The 26,201-nt window shown below is 64.3% G+C and carries 25 protein-coding genes; 18 read left to right on the top strand and 7 right to left on the bottom strand.

Annotated elements, in window-relative coordinates:
* Nucleotides 1-9 precede the first annotated feature (9 nt).
* The 8 genes from PVZ80_RS27400 to PVZ80_RS27365 all read left to right on the top strand — a co-directional run bounded on the left by PVZ80_RS27400 (nucleotide 10) and on the right by PVZ80_RS27365 (nucleotide 7,444).
* A complete protein-coding gene (locus tag PVZ80_RS27400; protein ID WP_273864831.1) occupies nucleotides 10-717 on the top strand; it encodes a hypothetical protein in 708 nt (235 codons plus the stop codon).
* Between the two features lie 101 nt (nucleotides 718-818).
* The gene (locus PVZ80_RS27395) at nucleotides 819-1,457 is read left to right on the top strand and encodes a hypothetical protein (protein WP_009046379.1); all 639 of its coding nucleotides are present in this window, start codon (nucleotides 819-821) and stop codon (nucleotides 1,455-1,457) included.
* A gap of 34 nt (nucleotides 1,458-1,491) precedes the next feature.
* Nucleotides 1,492-1,956 carry a hypothetical protein gene (locus PVZ80_RS27390; RefSeq protein WP_009046380.1) on the top strand — a complete coding sequence of 155 codons (465 nt, stop codon included), beginning with the start codon at nucleotides 1,492-1,494 and terminating at the stop codon, nucleotides 1,954-1,956.
* Between the two features lie 84 nt (nucleotides 1,957-2,040).
* Nucleotides 2,041-2,355: a RebB family R body protein gene (locus PVZ80_RS27385; RefSeq protein WP_009046381.1), complete on the top strand. Its 315-nt coding sequence runs from the start codon at nucleotides 2,041-2,043 to the stop codon at nucleotides 2,353-2,355.
* 50 nt (nucleotides 2,356-2,405) lie between these two features.
* Nucleotides 2,406-2,717: a RebB family R body protein gene (locus tag PVZ80_RS27380; protein WP_009046382.1), complete on the top strand. Its 312-nt coding sequence runs from the start codon at nucleotides 2,406-2,408 to the stop codon at nucleotides 2,715-2,717.
* A gap of 466 nt (nucleotides 2,718-3,183) precedes the next feature.
* On the top strand, nucleotides 3,184-4,626 hold the full coding sequence (gene gabD, locus PVZ80_RS27375) for an NADP-dependent succinate-semialdehyde dehydrogenase (RefSeq protein ID WP_007930336.1): 1,443 nt from the start codon (nucleotides 3,184-3,186) through the stop codon (nucleotides 4,624-4,626).
* A gap of 186 nt (nucleotides 4,627-4,812) precedes the next feature.
* Nucleotides 4,813-6,090 (top strand): 4-aminobutyrate--2-oxoglutarate transaminase, encoded by a 1,278-nt coding sequence (gabT, locus tag PVZ80_RS27370; protein ID WP_009041624.1) that lies wholly within the window; start codon nucleotides 4,813-4,815, stop codon nucleotides 6,088-6,090.
* 139 nt (nucleotides 6,091-6,229) lie between these two features.
* Nucleotides 6,230-7,444, top strand: a complete 1,215-nt coding sequence (locus PVZ80_RS27365) for a response regulator (RefSeq protein WP_009046385.1) — start codon at nucleotides 6,230-6,232, stop codon at nucleotides 7,442-7,444.
* Between the two features lie 200 nt (nucleotides 7,445-7,644).
* Here PVZ80_RS27365 and PVZ80_RS27360 read toward each other — a convergent pair whose 3' ends face one another.
* The gene (locus tag PVZ80_RS27360; RefSeq protein WP_273864830.1) at nucleotides 7,645-8,637 is read right to left on the bottom strand and encodes a GGDEF domain-containing protein; all 993 of its coding nucleotides are present in this window, start codon (nucleotides 8,635-8,637) and stop codon (nucleotides 7,645-7,647) included.
* A 248-nt stretch (nucleotides 8,638-8,885) separates the two neighbouring features.
* Nucleotides 8,886-10,070, bottom strand: coding sequence for a delta-9 fatty acid desaturase DesA (desA, locus tag PVZ80_RS27355; protein WP_009046387.1), 1,185 nt, complete (start codon nucleotides 10,068-10,070; stop codon nucleotides 8,886-8,888).
* A 145-nt stretch (nucleotides 10,071-10,215) separates the two neighbouring features.
* On the opposite strand from desA, the gene dibA reads away from it, so the two are divergent.
* From dibA to PVZ80_RS27325, 6 genes are all read left to right on the top strand, one after another.
* Nucleotides 10,216-12,135: a phosphodiesterase DibA gene (dibA, locus tag PVZ80_RS27350; RefSeq protein WP_028683885.1), complete on the top strand. Its 1,920-nt coding sequence runs from the start codon at nucleotides 10,216-10,218 to the stop codon at nucleotides 12,133-12,135.
* A 370-nt stretch (nucleotides 12,136-12,505) separates the two neighbouring features.
* The gene (gene oscA / locus PVZ80_RS27345; protein WP_009041629.1) at nucleotides 12,506-12,688 is read left to right on the top strand and encodes a sulfur starvation response protein OscA; all 183 of its coding nucleotides are present in this window, start codon (nucleotides 12,506-12,508) and stop codon (nucleotides 12,686-12,688) included.
* A gap of 154 nt (nucleotides 12,689-12,842) precedes the next feature.
* Nucleotides 12,843-13,853 carry a sulfate ABC transporter substrate-binding protein gene (locus PVZ80_RS27340; RefSeq protein WP_016705023.1) on the top strand — a complete coding sequence of 337 codons (1,011 nt, stop codon included), beginning with the start codon at nucleotides 12,843-12,845 and terminating at the stop codon, nucleotides 13,851-13,853.
* 141 nt (nucleotides 13,854-13,994) lie between these two features.
* On the top strand, nucleotides 13,995-14,813 hold the full coding sequence (gene cysT, locus PVZ80_RS27335) for a sulfate ABC transporter permease subunit CysT (protein ID WP_007921521.1): 819 nt from the start codon (nucleotides 13,995-13,997) through the stop codon (nucleotides 14,811-14,813).
* Between the two features lie 13 nt (nucleotides 14,814-14,826).
* A complete protein-coding gene (cysW, locus tag PVZ80_RS27330) occupies nucleotides 14,827-15,699 on the top strand; it encodes a sulfate ABC transporter permease subunit CysW (RefSeq protein WP_007921522.1) in 873 nt (290 codons plus the stop codon).
* A 3-nt stretch (nucleotides 15,700-15,702) separates the two neighbouring features.
* Nucleotides 15,703-16,692 (top strand): sulfate/molybdate ABC transporter ATP-binding protein, encoded by a 990-nt coding sequence (locus tag PVZ80_RS27325; RefSeq protein ID WP_009041631.1) that lies wholly within the window; start codon nucleotides 15,703-15,705, stop codon nucleotides 16,690-16,692.
* A 120-nt stretch (nucleotides 16,693-16,812) separates the two neighbouring features.
* Here PVZ80_RS27325 and PVZ80_RS27320 read toward each other — a convergent pair whose 3' ends face one another.
* Nucleotides 16,813-17,337 carry an Mpo1 family 2-hydroxy fatty acid dioxygenase gene (locus PVZ80_RS27320; RefSeq protein ID WP_009046390.1) on the bottom strand — a complete coding sequence of 175 codons (525 nt, stop codon included), beginning with the start codon at nucleotides 17,335-17,337 and terminating at the stop codon, nucleotides 16,813-16,815.
* Between the two features lie 102 nt (nucleotides 17,338-17,439).
* Here PVZ80_RS27320 and PVZ80_RS27315 point away from each other — a divergent pair, with 102 nt between their 5' ends.
* Nucleotides 17,440-18,126 (top strand): Crp/Fnr family transcriptional regulator, encoded by a 687-nt coding sequence (locus tag PVZ80_RS27315; protein WP_053267990.1) that lies wholly within the window; start codon nucleotides 17,440-17,442, stop codon nucleotides 18,124-18,126.
* Between the two features lie 109 nt (nucleotides 18,127-18,235).
* On the opposite strand, the gene PVZ80_RS27310 is transcribed toward PVZ80_RS27315, so the two are convergent.
* Nucleotides 18,236-19,240, bottom strand: a complete 1,005-nt coding sequence (locus tag PVZ80_RS27310; protein WP_009046392.1) for an AraC family transcriptional regulator — start codon at nucleotides 19,238-19,240, stop codon at nucleotides 18,236-18,238.
* Nucleotides 19,241-19,340: 100 nt separating this feature from the next.
* On the opposite strand from PVZ80_RS27310, the gene PVZ80_RS27305 reads away from it, so the two are divergent.
* Nucleotides 19,341-20,414 (top strand): fatty acid desaturase, encoded by a 1,074-nt coding sequence (locus PVZ80_RS27305; RefSeq protein ID WP_273864829.1) that lies wholly within the window; start codon nucleotides 19,341-19,343, stop codon nucleotides 20,412-20,414.
* 257 nt (nucleotides 20,415-20,671) lie between these two features.
* Here the strand turns inward: PVZ80_RS27305 and PVZ80_RS27300 are convergent, their stop codons facing one another.
* The 3 genes from PVZ80_RS27300 to PVZ80_RS27290 are packed head-to-tail and all read right to left on the bottom strand — an operon-like array spanning nucleotide 20,672 to nucleotide 24,716.
* Nucleotides 20,672-22,282 carry an arylsulfatase gene (locus PVZ80_RS27300; protein WP_053267991.1) on the bottom strand — a complete coding sequence of 537 codons (1,611 nt, stop codon included), beginning with the start codon at nucleotides 22,280-22,282 and terminating at the stop codon, nucleotides 20,672-20,674.
* A 14-nt stretch (nucleotides 22,283-22,296) separates the two neighbouring features.
* The gene (locus PVZ80_RS27295) at nucleotides 22,297-23,124 is read right to left on the bottom strand and encodes an ABC transporter ATP-binding protein (protein ID WP_273864828.1); all 828 of its coding nucleotides are present in this window, start codon (nucleotides 23,122-23,124) and stop codon (nucleotides 22,297-22,299) included.
* On the bottom strand, nucleotides 23,121-24,716 hold the full coding sequence (locus PVZ80_RS27290; RefSeq protein ID WP_124354478.1) for an ABC transporter permease: 1,596 nt from the start codon (nucleotides 24,714-24,716) through the stop codon (nucleotides 23,121-23,123). The genes PVZ80_RS27295 and PVZ80_RS27290 overlap by 4 nt, the downstream gene beginning before the upstream one ends.
* Between PVZ80_RS27290 and PVZ80_RS27285 the strand changes: the two genes are divergently transcribed.
* Together PVZ80_RS27285 and PVZ80_RS27280 are read left to right on the top strand one after the other, a co-directional pair.
* The gene (locus PVZ80_RS27285; RefSeq protein WP_124314652.1) at nucleotides 24,715-24,918 is read left to right on the top strand and encodes a hypothetical protein; all 204 of its coding nucleotides are present in this window, start codon (nucleotides 24,715-24,717) and stop codon (nucleotides 24,916-24,918) included. The genes PVZ80_RS27290 and PVZ80_RS27285 overlap by 2 nt on opposite strands.
* Before the next feature lie 210 nt (nucleotides 24,919-25,128).
* On the top strand, nucleotides 25,129-26,151 hold the full coding sequence (locus PVZ80_RS27280; RefSeq protein ID WP_273864827.1) for an ABC transporter substrate-binding protein: 1,023 nt from the start codon (nucleotides 25,129-25,131) through the stop codon (nucleotides 26,149-26,151).
* Nucleotides 26,152-26,201: the final 50 nt, after the last annotated feature.

Genomic DNA, 26,201 nt, shown 5'->3' with positions numbered 1-26,201 from the left:
AGATACCTCATGTTCTGGTTCAAGAAAAAACCTGCCGCCGCCGCCGAGCCGGAAACTGACGCCATACTGGCGACCGACCCCGAGGTGACCGATCCCAAGCCAAGCGATCCCGAGCCGAGCGATCTCAAGCCGAGCAATCCCGAAGCCGCCGAGCCTACGGCTGCGGGCCCGCAGGTTGCTGATCCCACTACCGCGGGCGAGTCCCCGCCGCCCAACACTCCTGCCAAGTCGCCGCGCACGGTGATGGACCGCATGAACGACTACATGATGGTCCAGGTCGCGGCACCCCCGACCGGCAGCACCGATGCGCTGAACAGCCAGATCGTCGAGGCAGTGGAGTTCACCAACGCGCAGACCTTCAGCTATGCCCCGGCGCAGATCGCCATTGCCCCGGACATGATGATCAGTCAGGCCGCCGGCCTGGTCGCGCAATCGGCGGCGGGCTATTTCGACGGGGTCAGCAAGCTGGCGCTGGCGGCCCAGGCGGTATTGCTCGAGCAGATGACGAAAAACATCGTCGAGAACCACCCCGAAAAAGCCGCCGAGGACGCCTTGGGTGCCCTGGCCACCGACCTGCTGGTGGGGGCGGCGGCCGCGGTCGCCGCGGCGGCTGGCGCCCTGGAGGCGACAGCGGCGGGCATCGCCATCGACAAGATCGACGAGAGCATCGCCAAGTACAGCAACACCCTGGCCAATCGCGGCGCGCCGCCGTCCTGATTCACGCCGTCCCGGCGTCATGAGCACCCAGTCCCGGAGCCCCTCCGGGACTGTGCAGCAGCACGTTCAACACGCACTTTTCTTCAATGAGGAGCGACATCATGCAGCCTGGAGATATTGTTTTTTCAGTAGCCCAAGTGGACGACAAGCTGTCCACCAGCATTCCCCGCGCGTTCATTCGCGCGGGGCAGTGGATCAAGGCCAAGATGTTCGGCGACGGTTCGCCGAATGTGCCCGTGGTGCACGCGGCCATCGCGATCAGCGATACCTGTGTGATCGAAAGCGTCGGCAGTGGCATCCAGATGACCGATCTGTCGAGCGAGGCGGTCAAGCGCTCGGCGATGGTCTATTCCTGCGGTGACGACGATCTCGCCCGGGCCGCGGTGGTGGCCGCCGAGCAATTCAACGGCGACGTCGGCAGTACCCAGATCAGTGGCCGCTACAGCGTATGGAACGCGGCGTTGTCGGTATTCAAGCGCACCCCGTTCACCCCCGAGCTGCAGGCGCGGATCAACGAGTCGGTGGCGATCGGCAACGTCTCGTTCTGTTCGCAATTCGTCGCCAACAGCTACGAGGTCGGCAACCTCTACAACAACGCCAACCTGCTGCCACCGCCGCCCGCGGTCTTCGATACCCGTCCCACCGCCATGACCCCCTGGGACCTGGCCTCGTCCTGCGACAGCGACGGCAAGTTCTACTTCGCCGGTTTCTGGCAGGACGGCATCGAGGTGCGGCTTTAGCGGCGCGGCTCCGTGTCTGAAGGAGGACATCCAGATGCCCCAGGAAAACCAGGACTCGCTCGCGGGTCTCTACCAATTGGCCGACGCGCTCAACCTGAGCCTGTCCGCGGGTGAAAAGCAGATTCTCGAAGCCTGGATGCGCAGTCAGCCGCAGACGGGTGTCATCGACCAGGTGCTCACCCAGACCCAGCACCTGATCGACAACGAGAAACAGCGCACCAGCGAGTTGATGGCGCAGGCCAAGGCCAGCGAAGGCGCGCTGCAGCAGAGCGCCCAGCAGCGCGAAGCGGTGATTCGCCAGTGGCTGGCGGCCAAGCAACAGGCGGCTGCCGCCGAGGCGGGCGCCAAGCCCGCGCAGGCGCTGACGCCCGAGCAGACCGAGCTGATCCAGCAGGCTGTCAATGCGGCCGTCCAGGCGCGGATGCAGGGGCTGGTCGAGCAGGTCGAGGCGGTGATTTCCCGTCTCGGCCAGCCAGCCGGCGCCCCGGCGGAGCATTGAGCGTTTGCGTATTCACAGCCTGTGTTTTGCCACGTTCATTGATTAACACGGAACCCGCCGTGTACTAACAAAGGAAGTTGAACCATGCCATTAGTCAACGAGCAAATTACCGACGCGGTCACCCAGACCAACGTCAAAGTGGTGGCTGAAGCGCCAGCGATGGCCATGAGCACCATCTACCAGTCCATGGCCCAGGCCACGGCGATCCTGTTCCAGAACTCCGTTTCTGCGCAGCAGCAGCAAAACACCCTGGCCCAGGCGGCCACCAACCAGGGCGTGATGCAGATCTACAGCGTCGATACCACCGCCGGCGCGGCGGCGACCGAAAAAGTCGCCCAGGGCGGCGTGGCCGATAACCTGACCAGCCTGCTGACGATCCTCAAGTCGTTCAACCCTTGATCGGGCGAACGCTAACGGAAGTTGTTCTTTCTTAATAAGGAGTTTCATCTATGAGTACAGTCAGTCCGCAAATCACCGATGCCGTCACCCAGACCAACGTCAAGGTCGTGGCCGAAGCGCCGGCCATGTCGATGGGCACCATCTACCAGTCAATGGGGCAATCCGTAGCGATCCTGTTCCAGAACTCGGTCTCGGCCCAGCAACAGCAAAACACCCTGGCCCAGGCGGCCACCAACCAGGGCGTGATGCAGATCTACAGTGTCGACACCACCGCCGGCGCCTCGGCCACCGAAAAAGTGGCCCAGGGCGGTGTGGGCGACAACCTCACCAGCCTGCTGACAGTGCTCAAGTCGTTCACTTAAGACCTGGCCCTGAGAAAACCCCGCAGCCTTCCGGCTGCGGGGTTTTTTGCGTTTGCGCAACGCCAGCCCAACCCCAATCCCCTGTAGGAGCGAGCTTGCTCGCGATAAAGGACGCCCATTCGACACCCATGTCGACCGTCAGGCCGCCATCGCGAGCAAGCTCGCTCCTACAGGGAGGGCGTCTGCCCCCAACCGCCGGGGCGGTGTCGTTGATCCGAAAGATTCTGCCAAAGCGGCGTTTTCGTTCTTTTTTTCGAACAGCCTATTGCCCTGTCCCCCGGTTGACCCTAGGATTCGTTTGAGATTTCAAACGCTCTTGTCTGAGAGCCGACCCGCCCGTCTATTCTGATAGGCGCTATTTCTGTGCTTGAGCCCGGTAACAGTTTTTCCTGACGGCAGCCTGTCAAGGCGCCTTTCAACAATCACAATTCGCTCCGCCCCGCGCGGTGCTGTTAAGGAAACCGACATGCAGCTTAAAGACGCCCAGTTGTTCCGCCAGCAAGCCTTCATCGATGGGGCTTGGGTCGACGCGGATAACGGCCAGACCATCAAAGTGAACAACCCGGCAACGGGCGAAATCCTCGGCACCGTGCCGAAGATGGGCGCGGCTGAAACCCGCCGTGCCATCGAAGCCGCCGACAAGGCCCTGCCGGCCTGGCGCGCGCTGACCGCCAAGGAGCGGGCGACCAAGCTGCGTCGCTGGTATGAGCTGCTGATCGAAAACCAGGACGACCTCGGTCGCCTGATGACCCTGGAGCAGGGCAAGCCACTGGCCGAAGCCAAGGGCGAAATCGCCTACGCCGCCTCCTTCATCGAATGGTTCGCCGAAGAAGCCAAGCGCATCTACGGCGACGTGATTCCCGGCCACCAGCCGGACAAGCGCCTGATCGTGATCAAGCAGCCGATCGGTGTGACCGCGGCCATCACCCCGTGGAACTTCCCGGCGGCGATGATCACCCGTAAAGCCGGCCCGGCCCTGGCCGCTGGCTGCACCATGGTGATCAAGCCGGCTTCGCAGACCCCGTTCTCCGCCCTGGCCCTGGTCGAGCTGGCGCACCGCGCCGGCATCCCGAAAGGCGTGCTCAGTGTGGTCACCGGCAGCGCCGGCGACATCGGCGGCGAGCTGACCAGCAACCCGATCGTGCGCAAGCTGTCCTTCACCGGCTCGACCGAAATCGGTCGCCAGCTGATGGCCGAATGCGCCAAGGACATCAAGAAAGTCTCCCTGGAGCTGGGCGGCAACGCTCCGTTCATCGTGTTCGACGACGCGGACCTGGATAAGGCCGTCGAAGGCGCGATCATTTCCAAGTACCGCAACAACGGCCAGACCTGCGTCTGCGCCAACCGCCTGTACATCCAGGATTCGGTCTACGACGCCTTCGCCGAGAAGCTCAAGGCCGCGGTGGCCAAGCTGAAGATCGGCAACGGTCTGGAAGACGGCACCACCACCGGTCCTTTGATCGACGAAAAAGCCGTGGCCAAGGTCCAGGAACACATCGCCGACGCCCTGGGCAAAGGCGCGACCCTGCTGGCCGGCGGCAAGCCGATGGAAGGCAACTTCTTCGAGCCGACCATCCTGGTCAACGTGTCGAAAGACGCGGCCGTGGCCAAGGAAGAAACCTTCGGTCCGCTGGCGCCGCTGTTCCGTTTCAAGGACGAAGCCGAAGTGATCGCGATGTCCAACGACACCGAGTTCGGCCTGGCCTCGTACTTCTACGCTCGCGACCTGGGCCGTGTGTTCCGTGTGGCCGAAGCCCTGGAATACGGCATGGTCGGCGTCAACACCGGGTTGATCTCCAACGAAGTCGCGCCGTTCGGCGGCATCAAGGCTTCGGGCCTGGGCCGTGAAGGCTCCAAGTACGGCATCGAGGATTACCTGGAAATCAAATACCTCTGCCTGGGTATCTGATACCCGCGCCAAGGCATGGTTTTAAACGCCAGGGGCACGAGAGCGCTGTCCCCTGGCGTGCTGTAAACGATATTTCAGTAGTGGCCGGGATAGCCGGGGCAGTCGATCATCGCATGCTGCCGCGGTTGCCTCCCCGCCACGTCATCCTTGAACCACGCCGACCGATGAGCGGCGAATGAGGACACTATGAGCAAGACCAACGCATCCCTGATGAAACGCCGTGAAGCCGCCGTACCGCGCGGTGTTGGCCAGATTCACCCGATCTTCGCCGATTCCGCGAAGAACGCCACGGTAACCGACGTTGAAGGTCGCGAGTTCATCGACTTCGCCGGCGGTATCGCCGTGCTCAACACCGGCCACCTGCACCCGAAAGTCGTCGCCGCGGTGACCGAGCAGCTGAACAAGCTGACCCACACCTGCTTCCAGGTCCTGGCCTACGAGCCTTACGTGGAACTGTGCGAAAAAGTGAACGCCAAGGTGCCGGGCGATTTCGCCAAGAAAACCCTGCTGGTGACCACCGGTTCCGAAGCCGTGGAAAACTCGGTGAAGATCGCCCGTGCCGCCACTGGCCGCGCCGGCGTGATCGCCTTCACCGGCGCCTACCATGGCCGCACCATGATGACCCTGGGCCTGACCGGCAAGGTCGTGCCTTACTCGGCCGGCATGGGCCTGATGCCAGGCGGCATCTTCCGCGCGCTGTACCCGAACGAGCTGCACGGTGTGAGCATCGACGATTCGATCGCCAGCATCGAGCGCATCTTCAAGAACGATGCCGAGCCACGTGACATCGCCGCGATCATCATCGAGCCGGTACAGGGCGAAGGCGGTTTCTACGTCGCGCCTAAAGAGTTCATGAAGCGTCTGCGTGCCCTGTGCGACCAGCACGGCATCCTGCTGATCGCCGACGAAGTGCAGACCGGCGCTGGCCGTACCGGCACCTTCTTCGCCATGGAGCAGATGGGCGTTGCCGCCGACCTGACCACCTTCGCCAAGTCCATCGCCGGCGGCTTCCCGCTGGCCGGTGTCTGCGGCAAGGCCGAATACATGGACGCCATCGCACCAGGCGGCCTGGGCGGCACCTACGCCGGTAGCCCGATCGCTTGCGCCGCGGCCCTGGCCGTGATGGAAGTGTTCGAGGAAGAGCACCTGCTGGACCGTTGCAAGGCGGTCGGCGAGCGTCTGGTGACCGGCCTCAAGGCCATCCAGGCCAAGTACCCGGTGATCGGCGACGTGCGTGCCCTGGGCGCGATGATCGCGGTCGAGCTGTTCGAGAACGGCGACAGCCACAAGCCGAACGCTGCCGCCGTGGCACAGGTTGTTGCCAAGGCGCGCGACAAGGGCCTGATCCTGCTGTCCTGCGGCACCTACGGCAACGTCCTGCGCGTGCTGGTTCCGCTGACCTCGCCGGACGAGCAACTGGACAAGGGCCTGGCGATCATCGAAGAGTGCTTCTCAGAGCTCTGATCCCGCCTGTGACCCGATCGACAAAAAGACCCGCTTCGGCGGGTTTTTTTGTGCCGATCGCGGCTGCGCGGTGCATTTGCGTTGTATGGAAGCCTTGGCATTGACTAAGGTGCAAGGGATTGCCCAGGGAGCGTGCTGCATGACTGCTGTGGATTTACCCGCTGTACCGCGAGTGTTGATTGCCGAGGCGGACCCTTGGTCTCGCGATTTGCTCAAGCAAGTGTTGTTGAGTGTACGTTGCGACGCGCGGCTGGATGTGTGCGCCGACGGTCAGGAAGCCCTGCAATTGCTGGCCGAAAACCCCTATGACCTGGTGATCGCCGACTGGGAGTTGCCCGGCGTCGACGGCCTCGGCCTGCTGCGCAGCGTGCGCCAGCGCAAGCGCAACCCGGTGCTGCCTTTTATCCTCATGAGCACCCGCAACGACAGTGCCAGCGTGCGCGAAGCCCTGCCGCTGGCGCCGACGGCCTACCTGACCAAGCCGCTGAACATGGAAGGCCTGACCCAGCGCCTGCAGGACCTGCTGCTGGACGCTGGCCAGGAAGTCTCGTGCGAGGTTCCGACCCTGGCGCCGGGCATGACCCTGTGGACCTTTCTCGAGCGCCGCCGCGAGCTGGCCGACGGCGCGCCGTTGCTCGCCGATGTGCAGCTGGCGGTGAAACGCAGCCTCAACCCCAACGGCCTCGACCTCAAGCTGCTGGAAGAAGAGGTGCGTACCGACCCGCAGATCACCGCGGTGCTGATCGCCGCGGCCAACAGCGCCGCCCAGCACCATGGCAGCGCCGTGCAGACCCTGGCCCAGGCCCTGCATCGATTGGGTACCGGGCAGAGCATGAACCTGATTCTCGGTCTGGCGCTCAAGCGCAGCGCGCGCCTGAGCGACCCGGCCCTGGGCGATTACGCCGAGCGTTACTGGGAGCTGTCGTTGCACACCGCGGAATACGGCCGGACCCTGGCCCGCTTGCTGGACCTGGACCAGGAGCGCTGCTATTGCGCCGGCATGCTGCATCGCCTGGGTGACCTGGCGCTGCTGCGTTGCCTGCAAGAGTGGAAACAGGCCGGTGGCGCGCTGGACGACATGGAAGAGATCGGCGATGCCCTGGAACAGTTCGGCGCGGCCTACGGTTCGGCCCTGCGCACCCGCTGGCGCCTGCCGCTGGAGCTGCGCGAGCTGATTGCCTCGGCCTACCAGCTCGGTGGCGGGGTTTATTCCCGCGAGGCCCTGGTGATGAACCTCTCCGCCCAGCTCGCGCGCCTGCAGCCATCCGAGGGCCTCGAAGAGCTGGCCAACAGCAAGACCGCACGCCTGCTCAAGATTGGCCTGCCGGAGCTGACCCGGCTGCGTAAAAGCTGATACCTCGACCAGCGGCTGGCGCAGCACATCTGTAGCCGCTGCCGAGCCCCGCGAGGCTGCGATCGGCTGCGAAGCAGCCGTAAAGTTCTTCCTGACAAAACGTGAGTTCAGGTTTTGCGAGGACTTCGTCGGAATGCCGCCCACCTCGATCGCAGCCTCGCTGATGCTCGGCAGCGGCTACGGAGTTCCCGTGAGGTCGTCTACCCCGAAACGATCCGGTTCTTGCCCTGGCGCTTGGCCTCGTACATCGCCGCGTCGGCGCGGGCGAAGAGGCTGTCGAGTTTTTCGTCGTCGGCGGTGAGGCTGGTCAGGCCCTGGCTGACGGTGATGCTGAACTGTCCCTCGGCATGGCTGAAGGTCAGGCGCTGGATTTCCCGCTGCAGGCGTTCGGCAACCTGGCGTGCCATGTCCGGGGCGCAGCCGGGGAAGAGGGCGGCGAACTCCTCGCCGCCGATACGCCCGAACAGATCGCCACGGCGCAGGGTGGCGCGGCCGGTCTCGGCGATGCGTTGCAGGACGTTGTCGCCCTCGGGGTGGCCGTAGGTGTCGTTGACCACCTTGAAATCATCGATATCCAGCAACAGGAAGGCCAGCGGCGTGCCTTGCTGGCGCGCCTGCTCGAATTCGCGGTTGGCGCATTCGAAGAAGTGCCGGCGGTTGCTGCTCTGGGTCAGCACGTCGGTGGTGGCCAGGCGTTGCAGCTCGGTTTCCAGGTGCTTTTTCTCGGTGATGTCCTCGGCGAGGCCGACGATGATCACCCGGTCCCCGGGGGCGGCATTGCGATTGATGAAGCACTTGTCGCTGAGCCAGCGGACCTGGCCCTGGGCATCGATGATGCGGTATTCGCGGTCTTCCACCGCTTCTTTTTCCAGCACCTGGGCCAGGGTCCGCTCGGCGTATTCGAGGTCGTCGGGGTAGACGCTGTCGCGCCATTCGTTGGCGTCGGCCAGCAGCAGGCCGGCGGAGCGGCCGAAGATGCGTTCATACGCCGGGCTGACATACAGCACCTGGCGGGCTTCCCAGTCGAAGGCCCAGAGCACGGCATTGACGCTGACCAGCAACGAGCTGAACAGCTGTTCGCGTTCCGTCAGCCGGGCAACCTCGCCCTGGGCGTGCATCAGCGCCATCAGGGTTTGCGCGGCCTCGGGCCACTGGGGCAAAGCGGATGGGAGTTGTGGGTTCTTGTTGACCATCGGCACCGATCTCAAAGCGCATGCCGCTCGGGAAACGAAGCGGCCACAGAAAGCCCGCCTGGATGGCGAAGTGTTGCTTGAGATAGGGGATTGGCGACGAAGTTCCCGGTTTCCGTGGTCTGGGAGCCGGCAGCCGCTGGGCGGTCACGGTGCCGCGGATGACGGGCTGGAACTCAGGGGGCGGCGAGGGTAGCGAAGCCCACCGGCCACGGCAGCTGAGCTTGCCGTGGCGGGTGAACGGGCCAGCGTCAGGCGGTGGCGGGGCGCAGCGAGTAGGTTTTCAACTGGCTGGCGAAGTCGCGCAGCGATTGGATCCCGCTGGCCTCGGCTTCGTGGACCCAGTCCTTGATCGCCGCCAGCATGTCGTGGCCGTTGGAGCTGGTCTTGGCCCAGATCTGCTGCAGCGCCAGGCGTTTTTCGTAGATCACTTTCAGGGCCTGGCTGTGCTCCAGCATGTTCTGGATGCGCGCATGGTGACGCTCTTCCAGCAGGCTGGTTTCCCGCGACAGCAGGCGCTTGGCGCGGTGGAACTGATGGCGCACCGAGTGATCGACCTTGTCCAGCTCCTGCTTGACCAGCGGTGCGATCACCAGCTTGCGGTACTGCGCCATGATCTGGAAACGGTTGTTGAGGATCGCCATCGCCGTGTCCATGTCCAGGTGGCCCTTGCCTTCGACCCGGTGGGCGATCGGCGCGACACGCTGCACCTTGGCCAGGCGCAGGAAGCTGAACACCTTGATCCAGGCCCAGCCCAGGTCGAACTCCCACTTCTTCACCGACAGCTTGGCCGAGTTGGGGTAGGTGTGATGGTTGTTGTGCAGCTCTTCGCCGCCGACCAGGATGCCCCAGGGCACCAGGTTGGTCGCCGCGTCGCGGCATTCGAAATTGCGATACCCGACCGCGTGGCCCAGGCCGTTGATCACCCCGGCGGCCCAGAACGGGATCCACATCATCTGGATCGCCCAGATGGTGATGCCGATGGTGCCGAACAGCAGCAGGTCGATCACCGCCATCAGCGCCACGCCGCCCAGCTTGTAGCGCGAGTAGAGGTTGCGTTCGATCCAGTCGTCCGGGCAGTTCTTGCCGTAGATGCGCAGGGTTTCCGGGTTTTTCGCTTCTTCGCGGTACAGCTCGGCGCCTTTGCGCAGCACCGTGGACAGGCCCTTGATCACCGGGCTGTGGGGGTCGTCCGCGGTTTCGCATTTGGCGTGGTGCTTGCGGTGGATGGCGGTCCACTCGCGGGTGTTCTGCGCCGTGGTCAGCCACAGCCAGAAGCGGAAGAAATGTTTCAGGCCGGCGTTGAGCTCCAGGGAGCGGTGGGCTGAATAGCGATGCAGGTAAACCGTGACCGCAACGATGGTCACGTGAGTCATTAACAGGGTGACTGCCACCAGTTGCCAGGCCGACAAGCCAAGAAAACCTTCGTACCACATAGGCTGTAGGGCCCTCGATAAAGAAAAAACAGCAGTCGCATTATCACCAAGCCCACAGAGAAAACCAGTCGCCCTTTCAGATAAGAGTGGCGAGATGTTTCTTCCTCTATAATCCCTAGCTTTCCGTAAGGACATTGACGACCTTATGTCGGTTTCTTCTCGCGACGCTTTGCGCGCAGCCCTGCTCTACCTCTTGTTGTCTGTGTTGTGGCTGCAGTTCAGTGGTCATTTATTGAGCAGTTTCTTCGATGAGTCGAACGATCTGGCGCGCTGGCAACTGATCAACGGGTATCTCTGGGCGCTGGTCAGCGCGGTCCTGATCTTCATCGCGCGGGGCCGCCTGTTGCGTTTGCTGGGCGCCGACTCCTGGCTGCACCACCAGCGCGAGGACCGCGAGCGTCTGCGCCAGGCGGCCGCGGTGTTCGATTGCACCCGCGAAGGGGTGCTGGTCAGCGATCGCCGGGGCCAGATCGTCCATGTGAACCGCGCGTTCATCGAGATCACCGGCTATCAGCGCGACGAGGTGCTGGGCCGCCAGCCGAGCATGTTCAAGTCCGGGCACCACACGGCGGATTTCTACCAGGTCATGTTCGATTCGCTGAACACCACGGGCGAGTGGAGCGGCGAGATCTGGAACCGACGCAAATGCGGCGAGATCTACCCGCAGTGGCAGACCATCCGCGCCATCCGCGATGACGACGGTCAGCTCAGCCACTATGTCGCGGTGTTCTCCGACATCAGCGCGATCAAGGATTCCGAGCACGAACTGGCCCACCTGGCGCACCACGATCCGCTGACCGACCTGCCCAATCGCCTGCTGTTCACCGACCGCGCCGAGCAGGCCCTGGCGTCGGCGCAGATCCACAAGCGCGGCTGCGCGCTGCTGATGGTCGACCTGGATCACTTCAAGATGATCAACGACAGCCTTGGGCACAATGTCGGCGACCGTCTGCTCAAGGCCGTGGCCCAGCGCCTGCAAGGCATGTTTGGCCCGGGCATCACCCTGGCGCGGCTGGGCGGCGACGAGTTCGCCGTGCTGGTCGAGAGCTGCGCGCAGCCGGGGCAGGCCGCGGTGCTGGCGCAACGCATCATCGACGGGGTGAAGCAGCCTTTCCTGATGGACGAGAATCAGCTGTTCATCAATGCCAGCATCGGCATCAGCCTGTTCCCCAGCGACGCCCTGAGCGCCGAGCAACTGTTGCGCAACGCCGACACGGCGCTGTTCAAGGCCAAGAGCGCCGGGCGCGACAGCTACGCGCTGTACACCGAGGAACTGACGGCCCACGCCCAGCAACGGGTGGAGATTGCCTTCGAATTGCGCCGCGCCCTGGAGCAGCAGGAGCTGCGGGTGTTCTACCAACCGGTGCACGACCTCGCCAGCAGCCGCCTGGTCGGGGTCGAGGCGCTGGTGCGCTGGGAGCATCCGCAACGCGGCCTGGTGCCGCCTGGCGAGTTCATCCCGATTGCCGAACGCACCGGGCTGATCGCCGAGATCGATGCCTGGGTCATGCAGCAGGCGTGTCGGCAGATGTGCCAATGGCAGGCGGAGGGCATGGCGTTGTCCTTCGTCGCGGTGAACGTCTCCAGCCGTCTGTTTGCCCGTCGTGAGCTGTACCAGCAGGTGGCCCAGGTGCTGCACGACACCGGCCTTGACCCGGCCTATCTGGAGCTGGAAGTCACCGAAAGCGCGGTGATGGAAGACCCGGAAGTCGCCCTGGAGCAGATGCATCGCCTGCGCGAACTGGGGCTGCGCCTGGCCATCGACGACTTCGGCACCGGTTATTCCTCGCTGCTGCGGCTCAAGCGCCTGCCGGTGCAGAAGCTGAAGATCGACCAGGGTTTTGTCGCCGGTCTGCCGTGGGACGAAGACGACGCGGCGATCTCCCGGGTGATCATCGCCCTGGCCCAGAGCATGGGCATGCAGGTGCACGCCGAAGGCATCGAACAGGTGGAGCAGGCGCGGTTCCTCCTCGACCAGGGCTGCGACCTGGGCCAGGGCTACTGGTTCGGCCGCCCGGTGCCGGCCACGCAACTGGAATGGGGCCGGGTGCCGCAGATCCACTGATTGCCGGACTTGCATCGATTCCACCTGTAGCCGCTGCCGCAGGCTGCGATCGGCCGGGACGGCCGTGGCGCGCGTGAGGACGTAGGAGGACCTGCGGCAGCTTCTGTAGGAGCGAAGCTTGCTCGCGATCAAGGCGCCGCGGTGTATCAGGCAGGCCGCCATCGCGGGCAAGCTTCGCTCCTACGGAGGCGAGTTGGCGCTGCAATCAGCGCCAATTCCCACGCAACCCCGTGTCAGCTCAAATAATTTCTTCTGGTTATATAAACATTCTTAAATAGTATTTTTAAGAATATCTGCGCCTATCTACTATTGCCCTCACGCCGCAAGCAGTGCCGCCACTGCCAGGCACATCTCATTCAGGAGCAACACCATGAGCGCATCTCTTCGTAGCGTTGACGGCCAGGACGAACAAACCATCTTGCGCGAGATTCAAAGCGCGTTGCGCGACCTGCGTTTCGGCGCGGTGGAAATCACCGTGCACAACGCCCAGGTCGTGCAGATCGAACGCAAGGAAAAATTCCGCCTGCAAAACCCTGGCAATAAACCAAGCTGAATTTCGCACTACCTCTCGCCGCGAGAGGCCCGACTGGACCACCGGAGGGCGTCATCCATGACCCCCAACCTGAACCCCAGCGTTCGCCCACGAATGCGGGCCTGATTCGCCATAAGAAAAATGCCAGCACATTAAAAAATTCGGGAGCTCCATCATGTCGTCGATTCGCCGTTATGCCCTGGCCGCCCTCGCCAGCGCCGTTTTTGCCGGTTCCGCCGTTGCCAAGGATTACGAATTGCTCAACGTGTCGTACGACCCGACCCGCGAGCTGTACCAGGACTACAACACCGAATTCACAAGCTTCTGGAAAAAGGAACACCCGGGCGACAACGTCAAGATCCAGCAATCCCACGGTGGCTCGGGCAAGCAGGGCCGCGCGGTGATCGACGGCCTGCGCGCCGACGTGGTGACCCTGGCGCTGGCCGGCGACATCGATGAAATCGCCAAACTCGGCAAGAGCCTGCCGGCCGACTGGCAAAAGCGCCTGCCGGATGCGAGCACGCCCTACACCTCGACCATCGTGTTCCTGGTGCGCAAGGGCAACCCCAAGGGCATCAAGGACTGGGGCGACCTGATCAAGAAAGACGTGTCGGTGATCACGCCGAACCCGAAAACCTCCGGTGGTGCCCGCTGGAACTTCCTCGCCGCCTGGGCCTATGGCCTGAAAGCCGGTGGCAGCGAAGCCAAGGCCCAGGAATACGTGAAGGAGTTGTTCAAGCACGTACCGGTGCTGGATACCGGCGCCCGCGGCTCGACCATCACCTTCGTCAACAACGGTCAGGGTGATGTGTTGCTGGCCTGGGAAAACGAAGCCTTCCTGGCATTGAAGGAAGACGGTGGCGCCGACAAGTTCGACATCGTCGTGCCTTCGCTGTCGATCCTCGCCGAGCCGCCAGTGGCGGTGGTGGACAAGAACGCCGAGAAAAAGGGCAACACCGAGATCGCCGAGGCCTACCTCAAGCACCTGTACAGCCCGGCCGGCCAGGAGATCGCGGCGAAGAACTTCTATCGTCCGCGGGACAAGGATGTGGCGGCCAAATACGCTCAGCAGTTCCCGAAACTGGACCTGGTGACCATCGACAAGGACTTCGGCGGCTGGAAAACTGCCCAACCGAAATTCTTCAATGATGGCGGGGTGTTCGACCAGATCTACCAGGCGCAATAAGCAACACTACCTGTAGGAGCGAGCTTGCTCGCGAAGATCGTCAACGATGACGCGTACATTCTGAATGAGCGCGGTGCCCTTGAGTTCTTCGCGAGCGAGCTCGCTCCTACAATGGTATCTACCCGCTAACCAAGGACTTTTATGTCGCGTCGTATCTCCCCCGTCATACCCGGCTTCGGGCTGACGCTGGGCTACACCTTGGTGTACCTCAGCCTGATTGTGCTCATACCCCTGGCGGCGATGTTCGTGCATGCCGCCCAACTCACCTGGGATCAGTTCTGGGCCATCGTCTCGGCACCGCGGGTGCTCGCCGCGCTCAAGCTGAGCTTCGGCACGGCGCTGTACGCGGCGATCATCAACGGCGTGATCGGCACGCTGCTGGCCTGGGTGCTGGTGCGCTACAGCTTTCCCGGGCGCAAGATCATCGACGCGATGATCGACCTGCCGTTCGCCCTGCCCACCGCCGTGGCGGGTATCGCGCTGACCGCGCTGTACGCACCGACCGGCCTGGTCGGCCAGTTCGCCACCGACCTGGGGTTCAAGATCGCCTACACCCCGCTGGGTATCACTCTGGCGCTGACTTTCGTCACCCTGCCGTTCGTGGTGCGCACCGTACAGCCGGTGCTGGCCGACATTCCCCGGGAAGTCGAAGAAGCCGCCGCCTGCCTCGGCGCCAAACCCTGGCAAGTGTTCCGCCACATCCTGGTGCCGGCGCTGCTGCCGGCCTGGCTGACCGGTTTCGCCCTGGCCTTTGCCCGGGGCGTCGGCGAGTACGGCTCGGTGATCTTTATCGCCGGCAACATGCCGATGAAAACCGAAATTCTGCCGCTGCTGATCATGGTCAAGCTCGACCAGTACGATTACACCGGCGCGACCTCCATCGGCGTGTTGATGCTGGTGGTTTCCTTTGTCCTGTTGCTGCTGATCAACCTGCTGCAACGGCGCATCGAACGACCTTAAGGAGGCGCGAACCATGTCCCAATCGTCCATTTCCGCAGCCTCTTCGGCCAACGCCGACCGTCGTGGCAGCGCCACTTCGCGGCGCATCCTGATCGGCCTTGGCTGGCTGATCTTCGCCCTGTTCCTGCTGCTGCCGCTGTTCATCGTGGTGTCCCAGGGGCTCAAGCTCGGCCTCGGCGCGTTCTTCGCCGCGATCTTCGAGCCGGACGCATTGTCGGCCCTGAAGCTGACGGTGATCGCCGTGCTGATCTCGGTGCCGCTGAACCTGGTGTTCGGCGTCAGCGCTGCCTGGTGCGTGAGCAAATACACCTTCCGCGGCAAGAGCATCCTGGTGACCCTGATCGACCTGCCGTTCTCGGTGTCGCCGGTGATCGCCGGCCTGGTCTATGTGCTGATGTTCGGCGCCCAGGGTCTGTTCGGGCCGTGGCTGCAGGATCACGATATCCAGATCGTGTTCGCCCTGCCGGGCATCGTCCTGGCGACCATCTTCGTCACCGTGCCCTTTGTCGCCCGCGAACTGATCCCGCTGATGCAGGAGCAGGGCACCCAGGAAGAGGAAGCCGCGCGGCTGCTGGGGGCCAACGGCTGGCAGATGTTCTGGCATGTGACCGTGCCGAACATCAAGTGGGGCCTGATCTACGGCGTGGTGCTCTGTACCGCGCGGGCCATGGGTGAGTTCGGTGCGGTGTCGGTGGTTTCCGGGCACATTCGCGGGGTGACCAACACCCTGCCGCTGCACGTCGAGATCCTCTACAACGAATACAACCACGTCGCCGCGTTCGCCGTCGCGAGCCTGTTGCTGATCCTGGCGCTCTTCATCCTGCTGCTCAAGCAGTGGAGCGAAAACCGAATCAACCGCCTGCGCGCCAGCGCCGCGGAGGAATGAATCATGTCGATCGAAGTCCGTAACGTCAGCAAGAACTTCAACGCCTTCAAGGCCCTGAACAGCATCAACCTGGACATCCAGAGCGGCGAGCTGGTGGCGCTGCTGGGCCCGTCCGGCTGCGGCAAGACCACCCTGCTGCGGATCATCGCCGGCCTGGAAACCCCGGACGCCGGCAGTATCGTGTTCCACGGCGAGGACGTCTCCGGCCACGACGTGCGCGATCGCAACGTCGGTTTCGTGTTCCAGCACTACGCGCTGTTTCGCCACATGAGCGTGTTCGACAACGTCGCCTTCGGCCTGCGCATGAAGCCGAAGAACCAGCGCCCGAGCGAAAGCAGGATCGCCGAGAAGGTCCATGAGCTGTTGAACATGGTGCAGCTGGACTGGCTCGCCGACCGCTATCCGGAGCAGTTGTCCGGCGGCCAGCGCCAGCGGATCGCCCTGGCTCGCGCCCTGGCGGTGGAGCCGAAAGTGCTGCTGCTGGACGAACCCTTCGGCGCCCTGGACGCCAAGGTGCGCAAGGAGCTGCGCCGCTGGCTGGCGCGCCTGCACGAAGACATCAACCTGACCTCGGTATTCGTTACCCACGACCAGGAAGAAGCCATGGAAGTGGCGGACCGCATCGTGGTGATGAACAAGGGCGTGATCGAACAGATCGGCTCGCCGGGCGAGGTGTACGAGAACCCGGCCAGCGACTTCGTCTACCACTTCCTCGGCGACTCCAACCGCCTGCACCTGGGCGAGGACCACCATGTGCTGTTCCGCCCGCACGAAGTGTCGTTGTCGCGCTCCGAACTGGCCGATCACCATGCCGCCGAAGTGCGCGATATCCGTCCGTTGGGCGCCACCACCCGGGTGACCTTGAAGGTCGAAGGGCAGAGCGAACTGATCGAGGCCGAAGTGGTAAAAGACCATGACAGCCTGGTCGGGCTGGCCAAGGGCGAGACGCTGTTCTTCAAGCCCAAGGTCTGGCAGAAAGTCGCCAATATCTAAACGTCAAAAGCATCGCGAGCAAGCTCCGCTCCTACAGGTTCGTGTCGTTCGCGACATTTACGAACGACGCCGATCTGTAGGAGCGAGCGGGCGGCGATCCGACTTGCCCGCGATTGCGATCTACACCGCCGCGCGCTTCGGATTGACCCGCACCCCTCCCGCCCGCGCCTCGATCTCATGCTTGAGCGCCTGGCGCAGCCCCAGCAGAAACGCCAGCTCCGCCACCACGAACAACGGCCCGACGATCAGCCCCGAGACATCGTCGACAAAGGCCGGCTTGCGCCCTTCGTAGTAATGGCCGACGAACTGGATCACCCAGCCGATCACGAACATGCCCACCCCGCTGGCCAGCCAGACCAGGGTGCTTTGTTGCGCCAGTGCATGGCCGGCCCACACCGACAGCCCCATCAGCAGCGTCATCAGCAGGCCCAGGCGCAACTCCAGGCGCAGGTAGAACCCGCATGACGCCAGCGCCAGCAACAGCGCCGGCGACAACCACAGCCCGGCGACCGGCCAGGCGGGGCGCGACAGCAGGACCGCGACGGCCAGCACAATCAGCGGAATGCCGATAAAGTGGCTGGCGATGTTGCGCGGATCACGGTGGTAGGCGGCGTATTGACTGAGATGGTCGACGAGGCTTTTCATTGTTGTTCCTCCTGTAGGGTGATCGAATCATGCCCTGCGCCGGTTGCCGGCTCTGTCAGCTAGGCGACAATCGGCTCGCTGCCCGTGTGGATAACGCTATCGATGAAGATGCAGGTCTGGCGTGAGCGCCTGATGAGCGGCCAGTGGTTCAGCCGCTTGCCCGTTGAATTACAGAATAGTCTGCTGGCCAATGCCCGTTTGCGCTCGCTGGCGCCGGGCCAGCGCCTGTTCCAGCGCGGCGATCCGCCCTGCGGCCTGTACGCGGTGCTGGAAGGCACGGTGCGCGTCGGCGCGGTCAGCGAGCAAGGCAAGGAGGCGCTGCTGAGCCTGGTGGAGGCGCCGCACTGGTTCGGCGAGATCTGCCTGTTCGACGGCCAGCCGCGCACCCATGACGCCTATGCCGTGGGCCCGTGCAGCCTGCTCAATGTGCCCCAGGCGGCGCTGCTCGAACTGTTGGACGAGCACCCGCAATACTGGCGGCAGCTGGCGCTGTTGATGAGCCATAAGCTGCGCCTGACCTTTATCAACCTCGAACAGCTGAGCCTGATGCCGGCCCCGGCGCGGGTGGCCAACCGCCTGTTGATGATCGCCCGCGGCTACGGCGAGACCGACACCCTGCGCCGGGTCCTGCACCTGCCCCAGGAGCAACTGGCGCTGCTGCTATCGCTGTCGCGCCAGACCACCAACCAGATCCTCAAGGATTTGCAGGGGCAGGGGATTCTCAAGCTGGGGTATGGCGAGATCGAGATCCTCGACGAAGACCGGTTGCGGATATTGGCCGGGGTTTGACCGTCAGATCGCTATCGCGAGCAAGCTCGCTCCTACAGGGGCCTGCGTTGTTCATGTAGGAGCGAGCTTGCTCGCGATGAGGCCGGCACTAGCACCGCCAGTCTCCCAGTTAACGCAACCCATCGCGAAACTGCCCCGGCGTCATCCCGGTCCAGCGCTTGAACGCGCGGCTGAAGCTGCTGGCATCGGCGAACCCCAGCAGGTAACTGATCTCGCTCAGGGAACACTGCGGGTCGCGCAGGTGCAGCAGGGCCAGGTTCTCCCGGCATTCGTTGAGCAGAGTGTCGAAGCGACACCCCTCGTCCGCCAGGTGGCGTTGCAGGCTGCGCAGGCTCAGGTGCAGGGCCTGGGCGACCCGTTCGGCCGAGGGTTCGCCTTCCGGCAACTGGGACTCAATGACCCCGCGCACCTTGCGCTCCCAGGTCAAGGGTTGCAGTTGCATCAGGGTGCGCTTGAGCACGGCCTCGTTGTGTTCGGCCAGTTCCGGGTTGGCGTCGTCCAGGTGGCTGTCGAAGTCGTGCAGGCCGAACTCCAGGCGGTCCTCGTCGGCGCTGAAAAACACCGGCGCGCGAAACACTGTGTGCCATTGCTTGGGGTCCACCGGTTCGGGGCGCCGCAGGTACACCGCCAGCGGCGCATAGTCGCGGCCCAGGCGGTTGCGGCAGGTGCGCACGTAGATCGCGACAAAGGCGTCGATGGCCTCGAACGCCGGTTCCGGGTTGCCCTCGGGGACCTTCAGGCGAAAGCGATAACGGTCCTCGGTGCGGGTCAGCTCCAGCTCCAGGGCATCGCTGACCACCTGGTGATAACGCACGATGCGCTCGAACACTTCCCGCAGGCTGCCGCTGGCCACCAGCGCATAACCCAGGGCATGGAAGGTGGTCGGGCTGACGAAGCGCGAGACCCGCAGGCCGATGGCCGGGTCGCCGCTGGCCTGCACCGCCAGCTGCCACAGGCGGGTAGTGCCCGACAGCGGGTAGCGGGCGTTGGGGTCGTCCATCAGTTGCGGGTCGAGCCCGGCCTGGTGGCACAGGGCGGTACTGTCGAGGCCCAGGGCATCGAGCTGCTTGCGCAGGGCGCGGGTCCAGCTGGCGAGGGAAGTGGGTTCGGTCATGGCGGTTGGCGCGTCCGGTCAACAGGTTGGCGTCCGCGGCTAGCGCCCGGCGCGCGGGCGCAGGGCAGGATGCGAACATCAATAACCAGAGGATGGAAGCATGCACGGTACTTCTGCAAGTCCCGACCGGCTGAATGCTCAGCAACGATCGGCGCATATTCGTGAGGTGGTGCTGGCCAGGGGCGTCGAGTTGCGCGAGCGCTACCCGCTGCTCAAGCATCAGGACGCGTTGGGCGCGGGCATCCTGGCCTTGGCCCTGGCCGGGATGATCGGCACGGCGGCGCTCTATATCGGCGGGTACATGGCCTGGTGGGCCTGCCTGCTGCTCAACGCATTTTTCGCCTCCTTGACCCACGAGCTGGAACACGACCTGATCCACAGCATGTATTTCCGCAAGCAGCGCATCCCCCACAACCTGATGCTGGCGCTGGTCTGGCTGGCGCGGCCGAGCACCATCAATCCCTGGATCCGCCGTCATTTGCACCTCAATCACCACAAGGTGTCCGGCACCGAGGCCGACATGGAGGAGCGCGCCATCACCAACGGCGAGCCCTGGGGTTTCGCCCGGCTGCTGATGGTTGGCGACAACCTCATGTCGTCGTTGATCCGCACCCTGCGGGCCAGGACCTGGGCGCACAAGCGCAATATCCTCAAGCGCACCCTGAAGGTGTACGCACCGCTGGCGTTACTGCATTGGGGGGCCTGGTATGTGTTTCTCGGCTTCCACGCCGCCAATGGCGTCGCCGCGCTGCTGGGTGCGCCCATCGATTGGTCGGCCGACACCCTGGCGGTGATGCAGGTGATCGATATTGCCGTGGTGGTGATCATCGGCCCCAATGTGCTGCGCACCTTCTGCCTGCATTTCGTCAGCTCGAACATGCACTACTACGGCGACATCGAAGCGGGCAACGTGATCCAGCAGACCCAGGTGCTCAACCCCTGGTGGCTGTGGCCGTTACAGGCGTTCTGCTTCAACTTCGGCAGCACCCACGGCATCCACCATTTCGTGGTCAAGGAACCCTTCTATATCCGCCAGCTGACCGCGCCGGTAGCGCACAAGGTGATGGCCGAGATGGGCGTGCGCTTCAACGATTTCGGCACCTTCGGCCGGGCCAATCGCTTTACCCGCAAGGAACAGGCGGCGGCGCAGGTGGTGCGGGGCGTCAGGGCGTGATGGATCGGCGTTGAGGGCCAATCGCGGGCAAGCCTCGCTCCTACAGAGCTGTGTCGTTCGCGACATTTATGAACGACGCCCATCCGTAGGAGCGAGGCTTGCCCGCGATAACGATTACCCGGACGCCGCAATCCCCGGCGCCTTGCACAACCCTTTAGCCGCTGCCGCAGGCTGCGATCGGCCGGTACGGCCGCAGCGATCTCAAGGTCCTAGGAGGTCCTGCGGACCTATCGCAGCCTTCGGCAGCGGCTACGGGATCAATCCGGCTGGAACGGCGAGGCGCTGAGGATCACCCCGGTTTCGTCCACGTATTGCTGCCAATGGCCTATCAGCGCACTGAGCTTGTCCGGATTGCTCTGTGCCAGGTCGTGGATCTCCCCCGGGTCCTGGCTCAGGTCGTACAGCTGCCAGGTCGCCGGGCCCACGGGGCCGGGGATGTACACCGCTTTCCACTGGCCCTGGCGAATCGCCCGGCGGCCGAACAGCTCCCAGCCGGTGACCGTGTGTTCGTCGTGCACCTGCGCGGTCTCGCCGGACAGGAAGCCCAGCCACGACTTGCCCCGCAACGGCGCCACCTCCTTGCCGCGCCAGCGCTTGCCCGGATGGCGCACCCCGGCCAGGTCGAGAATGGTCGGGGTGATGTCCATCACCGTGCCGAAGCCATGGCTGATCCGGCCCTTGAGCGACAGCTGCGGGTAATGCACCAGCGCCGGCACGCGGATCCCGCCTTCGGTGGTGAAGGCCTTGAACAGGCGCGACGGGGCGGTGGCGACCTGCGCCCAGGCCGGGCCGTACCAGACGTAGGAGTTGGCGCGGCCGATGTTGTCCAGGCTGTTGTCGTAGTGCTGGTTGAGGTAGGTCAAAAGCTGCGGGCCGAACTTGGGGAAGGCCTCCAGCAGCGCGCCTTCGGCGCCGTTGTCGGACATGAACAGGATAAAGGTGTTGTCCAGCTGGCCCTGCTTGCGCAGGTAGTCCACCACCCGGCCGATGTTCCAGTCCATGCGCTCGACCATCGCCGCGTAGACCTCCATGGCCCGCGCGGAAACCTGCCGTTGCTGCTCGCTCAGGGCCGCCCATTCGGCGCTCAGGCCCAGCAGCGGATGCGGTTCCACATCGGCCTCGATCAGCCCCAGTTGCTTGAGCTTTTCCAGGCGCTCCAGGCGCAGCACCTCGGGGCCGGCGTCATAACGGCCACGGTACTTGGCCACCACTTCCTCGGGGGCCTGCAGCGGCCAGTGCGGCGCGGAAAACGGCAGGTAGGCGAAGAACGGCCGGGTCTGGTCGCGCTCCTTGAGGTACTGCAGTAGCTTGTCGCCGAAGGCGTCGGAGGAATAGAAATCCTTGGGCAACTCGTCGATGAAGCGGTCGTCCTCGATGTACAGCGCCGGGGTGGATTTGAGCAGGCCCGGGGTGTTTTCGTCGTAGGTCGGCTCGAAACCGTAGTGGTTGGCGGCGCCGGGCAGCAGCGAGAACGAACGCTCGAAACCACGGGCGTGGGGCGCCAGTTCGGCGGTCAGGCCCAGGTGCCATTTGCCGCTCATCAGGGTCTGGTAGCCAGCGTCGCGCAGCAGCTCGGGCAGGGCCACCACGCGGTCGTTGAGGTGGCCCTCGTAGCCCGGCTTGCCGATCAGTTCCGGGGTCAGGGCCTCGGCCATGGTGCCGATGCCGGCGATATGGTGGTCGGTGCCGGTGAGCAGCATGGAGCGGGTCGGCGAGCAGGTCGGCGCGGTGTGGAAGTCGGTCAGGCGCAGGCCGTTGAAAGCCAGGGCATCGAGGTTCGGCGTGGCGATTTCACCGCCGAAGGCACCGAGATCGGAAAAGCCCAGGTCGTCGGCCAGGATCACCAGGAAGTTGGGACGTTGCGGCATCTATTCACTCCTTATCAGCAAGCAATAAAGGCCAGTGGCAGGTCACGGATCTGGGCGGGCAAAGGCACCTGGTAGTGATCGTCGCTGGTCAGTTCGTGGAGCAGTTCTTCGCGCAGCTGGTGGAAGTCGAAACTGCTGCGCTGGCGCGGATGGGGCAGGGCGATGTCCACCACCCGCTTGATCCGGCCGGGGCGCGGTTCCATCACCACCACGCGGTCGGCGAGGAAGATCGCTTCCTCGACGTCATGGGTGACCAGCACCGTGGTGATCCTGGCCCGCTCGCGGATCGCCAGCAGTTCGTCCTGCATCTGCTGGCGGGTCAGCGCATCGAGGGCGCCGAAGGGTTCGTCCAGCAGCAGGATGCGCGGGCTGGCCACCAGGCCGCGAGCGATGGCCACCCGTTGCGCCATGCCGCCGGAGAGCTGGTGCGGGTAGGCGCGGGTGAAATCGGTGAGGCCCACCAGTTCGATGAAATCGGCGATGCGGGTTTGCCGTTCGCTGGCGCTCAGGGCTTCGTTGACCAGGCCCAGGTCGATGTTTTCCTCGACCGTCAGCCAGGGGAACAGGCGGTGTTCCTGGAACACGATGCCGCGTTCGCCGCCGATGCCGTTGACGGCCTTGCCGTCGACGCGGATCTCGCCGCGAAACTGTGTGTCCAGGCCGATCAGCAGGCGCAGCAGGGTGGATTTGCCGCAGCCGCTGGAGCCGACGATGGCGACGAATTCGCCCTCGGCGATTTCCAGGTTGAATTCGCGGATCGCCTCCAGTTCGCCGCCGGCGACCTCGAAGGTCTTGCCCACCTGGTTGAAGCTGACGATAGGGGAAGGTACGAGTGCGTTCATGCGTGTCTCCAGCGTGTGGCGCGGGTTTCGAGCTGTTGGCCAATGAGGTTGAGCAGGGCGCCGGTGAGGCCCACCAGGAGCATGCCGGCGAGGATCAGGTCCATGCGCAGCAGCTGTTGGGCGCCGATCATCTGGCTGCCGATGCCGCCGTTGGACGGCATGAAATATTCCGCGCCGATGGTCCCCAGCCAGGCGTAGATCAGGCTCAGGCGCAGCCCGGCGAAGATCCCCGGCGCGGCGCCCGGCAGCACCAGGCGGCGCAGGCGTTGCCAGAGGTTCAGGCGCAGCACTTGCGCCGCCTCGGTCAGTTGCGGCGACAGGTTGGCGACGCTGCGCTGGGTGGCGATAAACAGCGGGAAGAACGCAGCCAGGGCGACAAATACCCATTTCGCCAGCTCGCCGAGGCCGAACCAGGCGGTGAGCAGCGGCACCCAGGCGAAAATGGCGATCTGCCGGAGCGCCGCCAGGGTAGGGCCCAGAATCCGTTCGCTCAGATGCGACAAGCCCAGCAGCAGGCCCAGGGCAAAACCCAGGCCGCCGCCCAGCAACAGGCCGCCGAGGGTGCGCCGCAGGCTCAGGCCCAGGCCGCCGGACAGGCTGCCGTCGAGCAGGCCGTTCCAGGTGGTTTGCAGCACCGCCAGCGGGCTCACCAGAATGTTGGCGTCGACCCATTCCAGTTGGTTCGCCACTTGCCACAGCGCCAGCAGGAACAGCGGTAGCAACCAGGGTTGCAGGCGTTGCCAGCCCTGGTAGCGCGGGCCGCGGCGGATCTGCGCGATGGCCGGGTGCGGCCAGTGCACCAGGGCCTTGTCCAGCAGGCCGATGCCGCGGTCCATGGCCACGCCAATCACCCCGATCACCACGATGCAGACGAAGACGATATCCAGCATGAACAGCTGGCGCGCCCAGACCATCAGGTAGCCGATGCCTTCGCTGGAGGCCAGCAGCTCCACCGCCAGCAACGAGGTCCAGCCGGCGGCCAGGGCCAGGCGCACGCCGGCCATGAAGGCGGGCAGGGCGGCGGGCAGTATCAGCCGACGGATCAGCAGGTGCGGCGGCAGGCGCAGCACGGCGGCGGCTTCGCGCAATCTGGGCTGGGCGTCGCGCACGCCGACCAGGGTATGCAGGGTCACGGGCACCACGATGGCCTTGACCAGGACCACCAGCTTGAGCAGTTCGCCGATGCCGAAAAACACCATGAACAGCGGGATCCAGGCCAGGGTCGGGACCTGGGCCAGGGCGGCGAAGGTCGGGAACACCAGGCGCTCCAGGCGCCGGCTGGAGCCCAGTGCCGCGCCCAGCACGGCGCCGGCGCCGATACCTGCCAGCAGGCCCCAGGCCAGCCGTTGCAGGCTGATCGCCAGATGGCTCCACAACTCGCCGCCGGCCAGCTCGAGCGCGCTGCTCCAGACCAGCGCGGGTGCCGGCAGGATCTGCTCGCTCATCCAGGCATTGCGGCTGGCCAGCCACCACAGGACGAACAGGCCCAGGGGCAGCAACCAGGGCAACAGCCGCCGGTGGATGCGCGGCCAGGACAGCGGCTTATCGGCGGGCGCGGCCAACGGCAAGCTGAGAAGGGAAACACGGGCCATGGACGATCTCCGTTGTCGGGTTGTGCTGCATCTTTTTTCTTCTGTTCTTTCTTCTTCTGTAGGAGCGAGGCTTGCCCGCGATGGCGACCTCAAGGTCGCAACAGGGCCACCACCGGCCTGCGGCCTATCGCGGGCAAGCCTCGCTCCTACAGAATCTTATTTTGGTTATATAAAAAGTTATATCGATGCTATTGGGAGATAAGAGAGGCCATTTAAGGCCTCCAGGCACGCTGCATCCAATGCATTTGGAGAATATTTTCGATGCTGTCCATGCATACGCCGCGCAGAGCCGCGTCCTGGCTGGTTTATTCGAACGGGTTATTAAAATGTGAACTTATAGTATTTAAAGCTTGGACCGCCTTGGGCCTACCTTCTGCTCCTCAATGCCCGTCGTAGCCAGGAGCCACACCTTATGAACCTTCCCTTCAAACGCGTCCTCAGCCTGTTCGCCGCGCCGGCCCTGGCGGGGCTTCTGGGCTGCCTGCCGCTGCTGGCCCAGGCCGATGAACTCAAGCAGATCCGCATCGCCGTGCCGGACCTCAGCGCCGGCACCCAGCACAGCGGCGGCGGGGTGACAGACGTGCTGCGCCAGCAGCAGATCTTCGAAAAGGCCTTCGCCGACCAGGGCATCAGCATCCAGTGGAACTACTTCAAGGGCGCGGGCCCGGTGATCAACGAGGCCTTCGCCAACGGTCAGGTGGACCTGGCTTACCTGGGGGACCTGGCGGCAATCATCGGCAAGTCCAACGGCCTGGACACCCGCCTGCTCAGCGCCACGGCCCGTGGGGTCAAGCAGTACCTGGGAGTGGTGCCGGGATCGGGGATCAAGACCTTGCAGGACCTCAAGGGCAAGCGGGTCGCAGTGTTCCGCGGCACCGCCACGCAGCTGTCGCTGGATGCCGCGCTGGCCAGCCAGGGGCTGAGCGAGAAGGACCTGAAGATCATCAACCTGGATTTCAACGCGGCGGTCGCGGCGCTGGCGGCGAAGCAAATCGATGCTACCTGGGGCGGCTCCAACCTGAATGCCTTGCAGGCCAAGGGCCTGGCCGAGGTGCCGCTGAACACCAAGGACCTGGGCGGCGCGGGTAGCGTGCAGGCGGTGCTGGTGGGCAGCGGCGCGTTCGTCGACGCCCATCCCGAGGTGGTGGAGAAGCTGCTCAAGGCCCAGCAGCAGGCCGTGCAGTGGCTGACCCAGGACAGCAACAAGGACGCCTATATCGAGCTGGTGTCGGGGCTGGCCAGCTACCCGCCGGCGGTGCTGCAGCAGGACCTCAAGGATCAGCGCTTCAGCGAAATCTTCCCCTCGACCCTGGACCCGGTGTTCCTCGGCAAACTGCAGGACGCGGTGGACCTGGCCGCGCAGCAGCGGCTGATTCGCAAGCCGTTCAAGGTCAGCGAATGGGTGGCGCCGCAGTTGGCGGCGGCGGGGCTTTAAGCCTGGGGTGCAGCTGGGATCGTTATCGCGGGCAAGCCTCGCTCCTACAG

Origin of the sequence: Pseudomonas sp. B3G-3 (assembly GCF_028640915.1) — a bacterium.
Lineage (GTDB): Bacteria > Pseudomonadota > Gammaproteobacteria > Pseudomonadales > Pseudomonadaceae > Aquipseudomonas > Aquipseudomonas chlororaphis_I.
Note: the sequence above shows the minus strand (reverse complement) of the source record. Positions and strands in the feature narration are given on the sequence as shown.

Coding starts and splice junctions, on each gene's coding strand:
- PVZ80_RS27400 (WP_273864831.1), top strand. CDS start 10: ATGTTCTGGTTCAAGAAAAAACCTGCCGCCGCCGCCGAGCCGGAAACT.
- PVZ80_RS27395 (WP_009046379.1), top strand. CDS start 819: ATGCAGCCTGGAGATATTGTTTTTTCAGTAGCCCAAGTGGACGACAAG.
- PVZ80_RS27390 (WP_009046380.1), top strand. CDS start 1,492: ATGCCCCAGGAAAACCAGGACTCGCTCGCGGGTCTCTACCAATTGGCC.
- PVZ80_RS27385 (WP_009046381.1), top strand. CDS start 2,041: ATGCCATTAGTCAACGAGCAAATTACCGACGCGGTCACCCAGACCAAC.
- PVZ80_RS27380 (WP_009046382.1), top strand. CDS start 2,406: ATGAGTACAGTCAGTCCGCAAATCACCGATGCCGTCACCCAGACCAAC.
- gabD (WP_007930336.1), top strand. CDS start 3,184: ATGCAGCTTAAAGACGCCCAGTTGTTCCGCCAGCAAGCCTTCATCGAT.
- gabT (WP_009041624.1), top strand. CDS start 4,813: ATGAGCAAGACCAACGCATCCCTGATGAAACGCCGTGAAGCCGCCGTA.
- PVZ80_RS27365 (WP_009046385.1), top strand. CDS start 6,230: ATGACTGCTGTGGATTTACCCGCTGTACCGCGAGTGTTGATTGCCGAG.
- PVZ80_RS27360 (WP_273864830.1), bottom strand. CDS start 8,637: ATGGTCAACAAGAACCCACAACTCCCATCCGCTTTGCCCCAGTGGCCC.
- desA (WP_009046387.1), bottom strand. CDS start 10,070: ATGTGGTACGAAGGTTTTCTTGGCTTGTCGGCCTGGCAACTGGTGGCA.
- dibA (WP_028683885.1), top strand. CDS start 10,216: ATGTCGGTTTCTTCTCGCGACGCTTTGCGCGCAGCCCTGCTCTACCTC.
- oscA (WP_009041629.1), top strand. CDS start 12,506: ATGAGCGCATCTCTTCGTAGCGTTGACGGCCAGGACGAACAAACCATC.
- PVZ80_RS27340 (WP_016705023.1), top strand. CDS start 12,843: ATGTCGTCGATTCGCCGTTATGCCCTGGCCGCCCTCGCCAGCGCCGTT.
- cysT (WP_007921521.1), top strand. CDS start 13,995: ATGTCGCGTCGTATCTCCCCCGTCATACCCGGCTTCGGGCTGACGCTG.
- cysW (WP_007921522.1), top strand. CDS start 14,827: ATGTCCCAATCGTCCATTTCCGCAGCCTCTTCGGCCAACGCCGACCGT.
- PVZ80_RS27325 (WP_009041631.1), top strand. CDS start 15,703: ATGTCGATCGAAGTCCGTAACGTCAGCAAGAACTTCAACGCCTTCAAG.
- PVZ80_RS27320 (WP_009046390.1), bottom strand. CDS start 17,337: ATGAAAAGCCTCGTCGACCATCTCAGTCAATACGCCGCCTACCACCGT.
- PVZ80_RS27315 (WP_053267990.1), top strand. CDS start 17,440: ATGAAGATGCAGGTCTGGCGTGAGCGCCTGATGAGCGGCCAGTGGTTC.
- PVZ80_RS27310 (WP_009046392.1), bottom strand. CDS start 19,240: ATGACCGAACCCACTTCCCTCGCCAGCTGGACCCGCGCCCTGCGCAAG.
- PVZ80_RS27305 (WP_273864829.1), top strand. CDS start 19,341: ATGCACGGTACTTCTGCAAGTCCCGACCGGCTGAATGCTCAGCAACGA.
- PVZ80_RS27300 (WP_053267991.1), bottom strand. CDS start 22,282: ATGCCGCAACGTCCCAACTTCCTGGTGATCCTGGCCGACGACCTGGGC.
- PVZ80_RS27295 (WP_273864828.1), bottom strand. CDS start 23,124: ATGAACGCACTCGTACCTTCCCCTATCGTCAGCTTCAACCAGGTGGGC.
- PVZ80_RS27285 (WP_124314652.1), top strand. CDS start 24,715: ATGGACGATCTCCGTTGTCGGGTTGTGCTGCATCTTTTTTCTTCTGTT.
- PVZ80_RS27290 (WP_124354478.1), bottom strand. CDS start 24,716: ATGGCCCGTGTTTCCCTTCTCAGCTTGCCGTTGGCCGCGCCCGCCGAT.
- PVZ80_RS27280 (WP_273864827.1), top strand. CDS start 25,129: ATGAACCTTCCCTTCAAACGCGTCCTCAGCCTGTTCGCCGCGCCGGCC.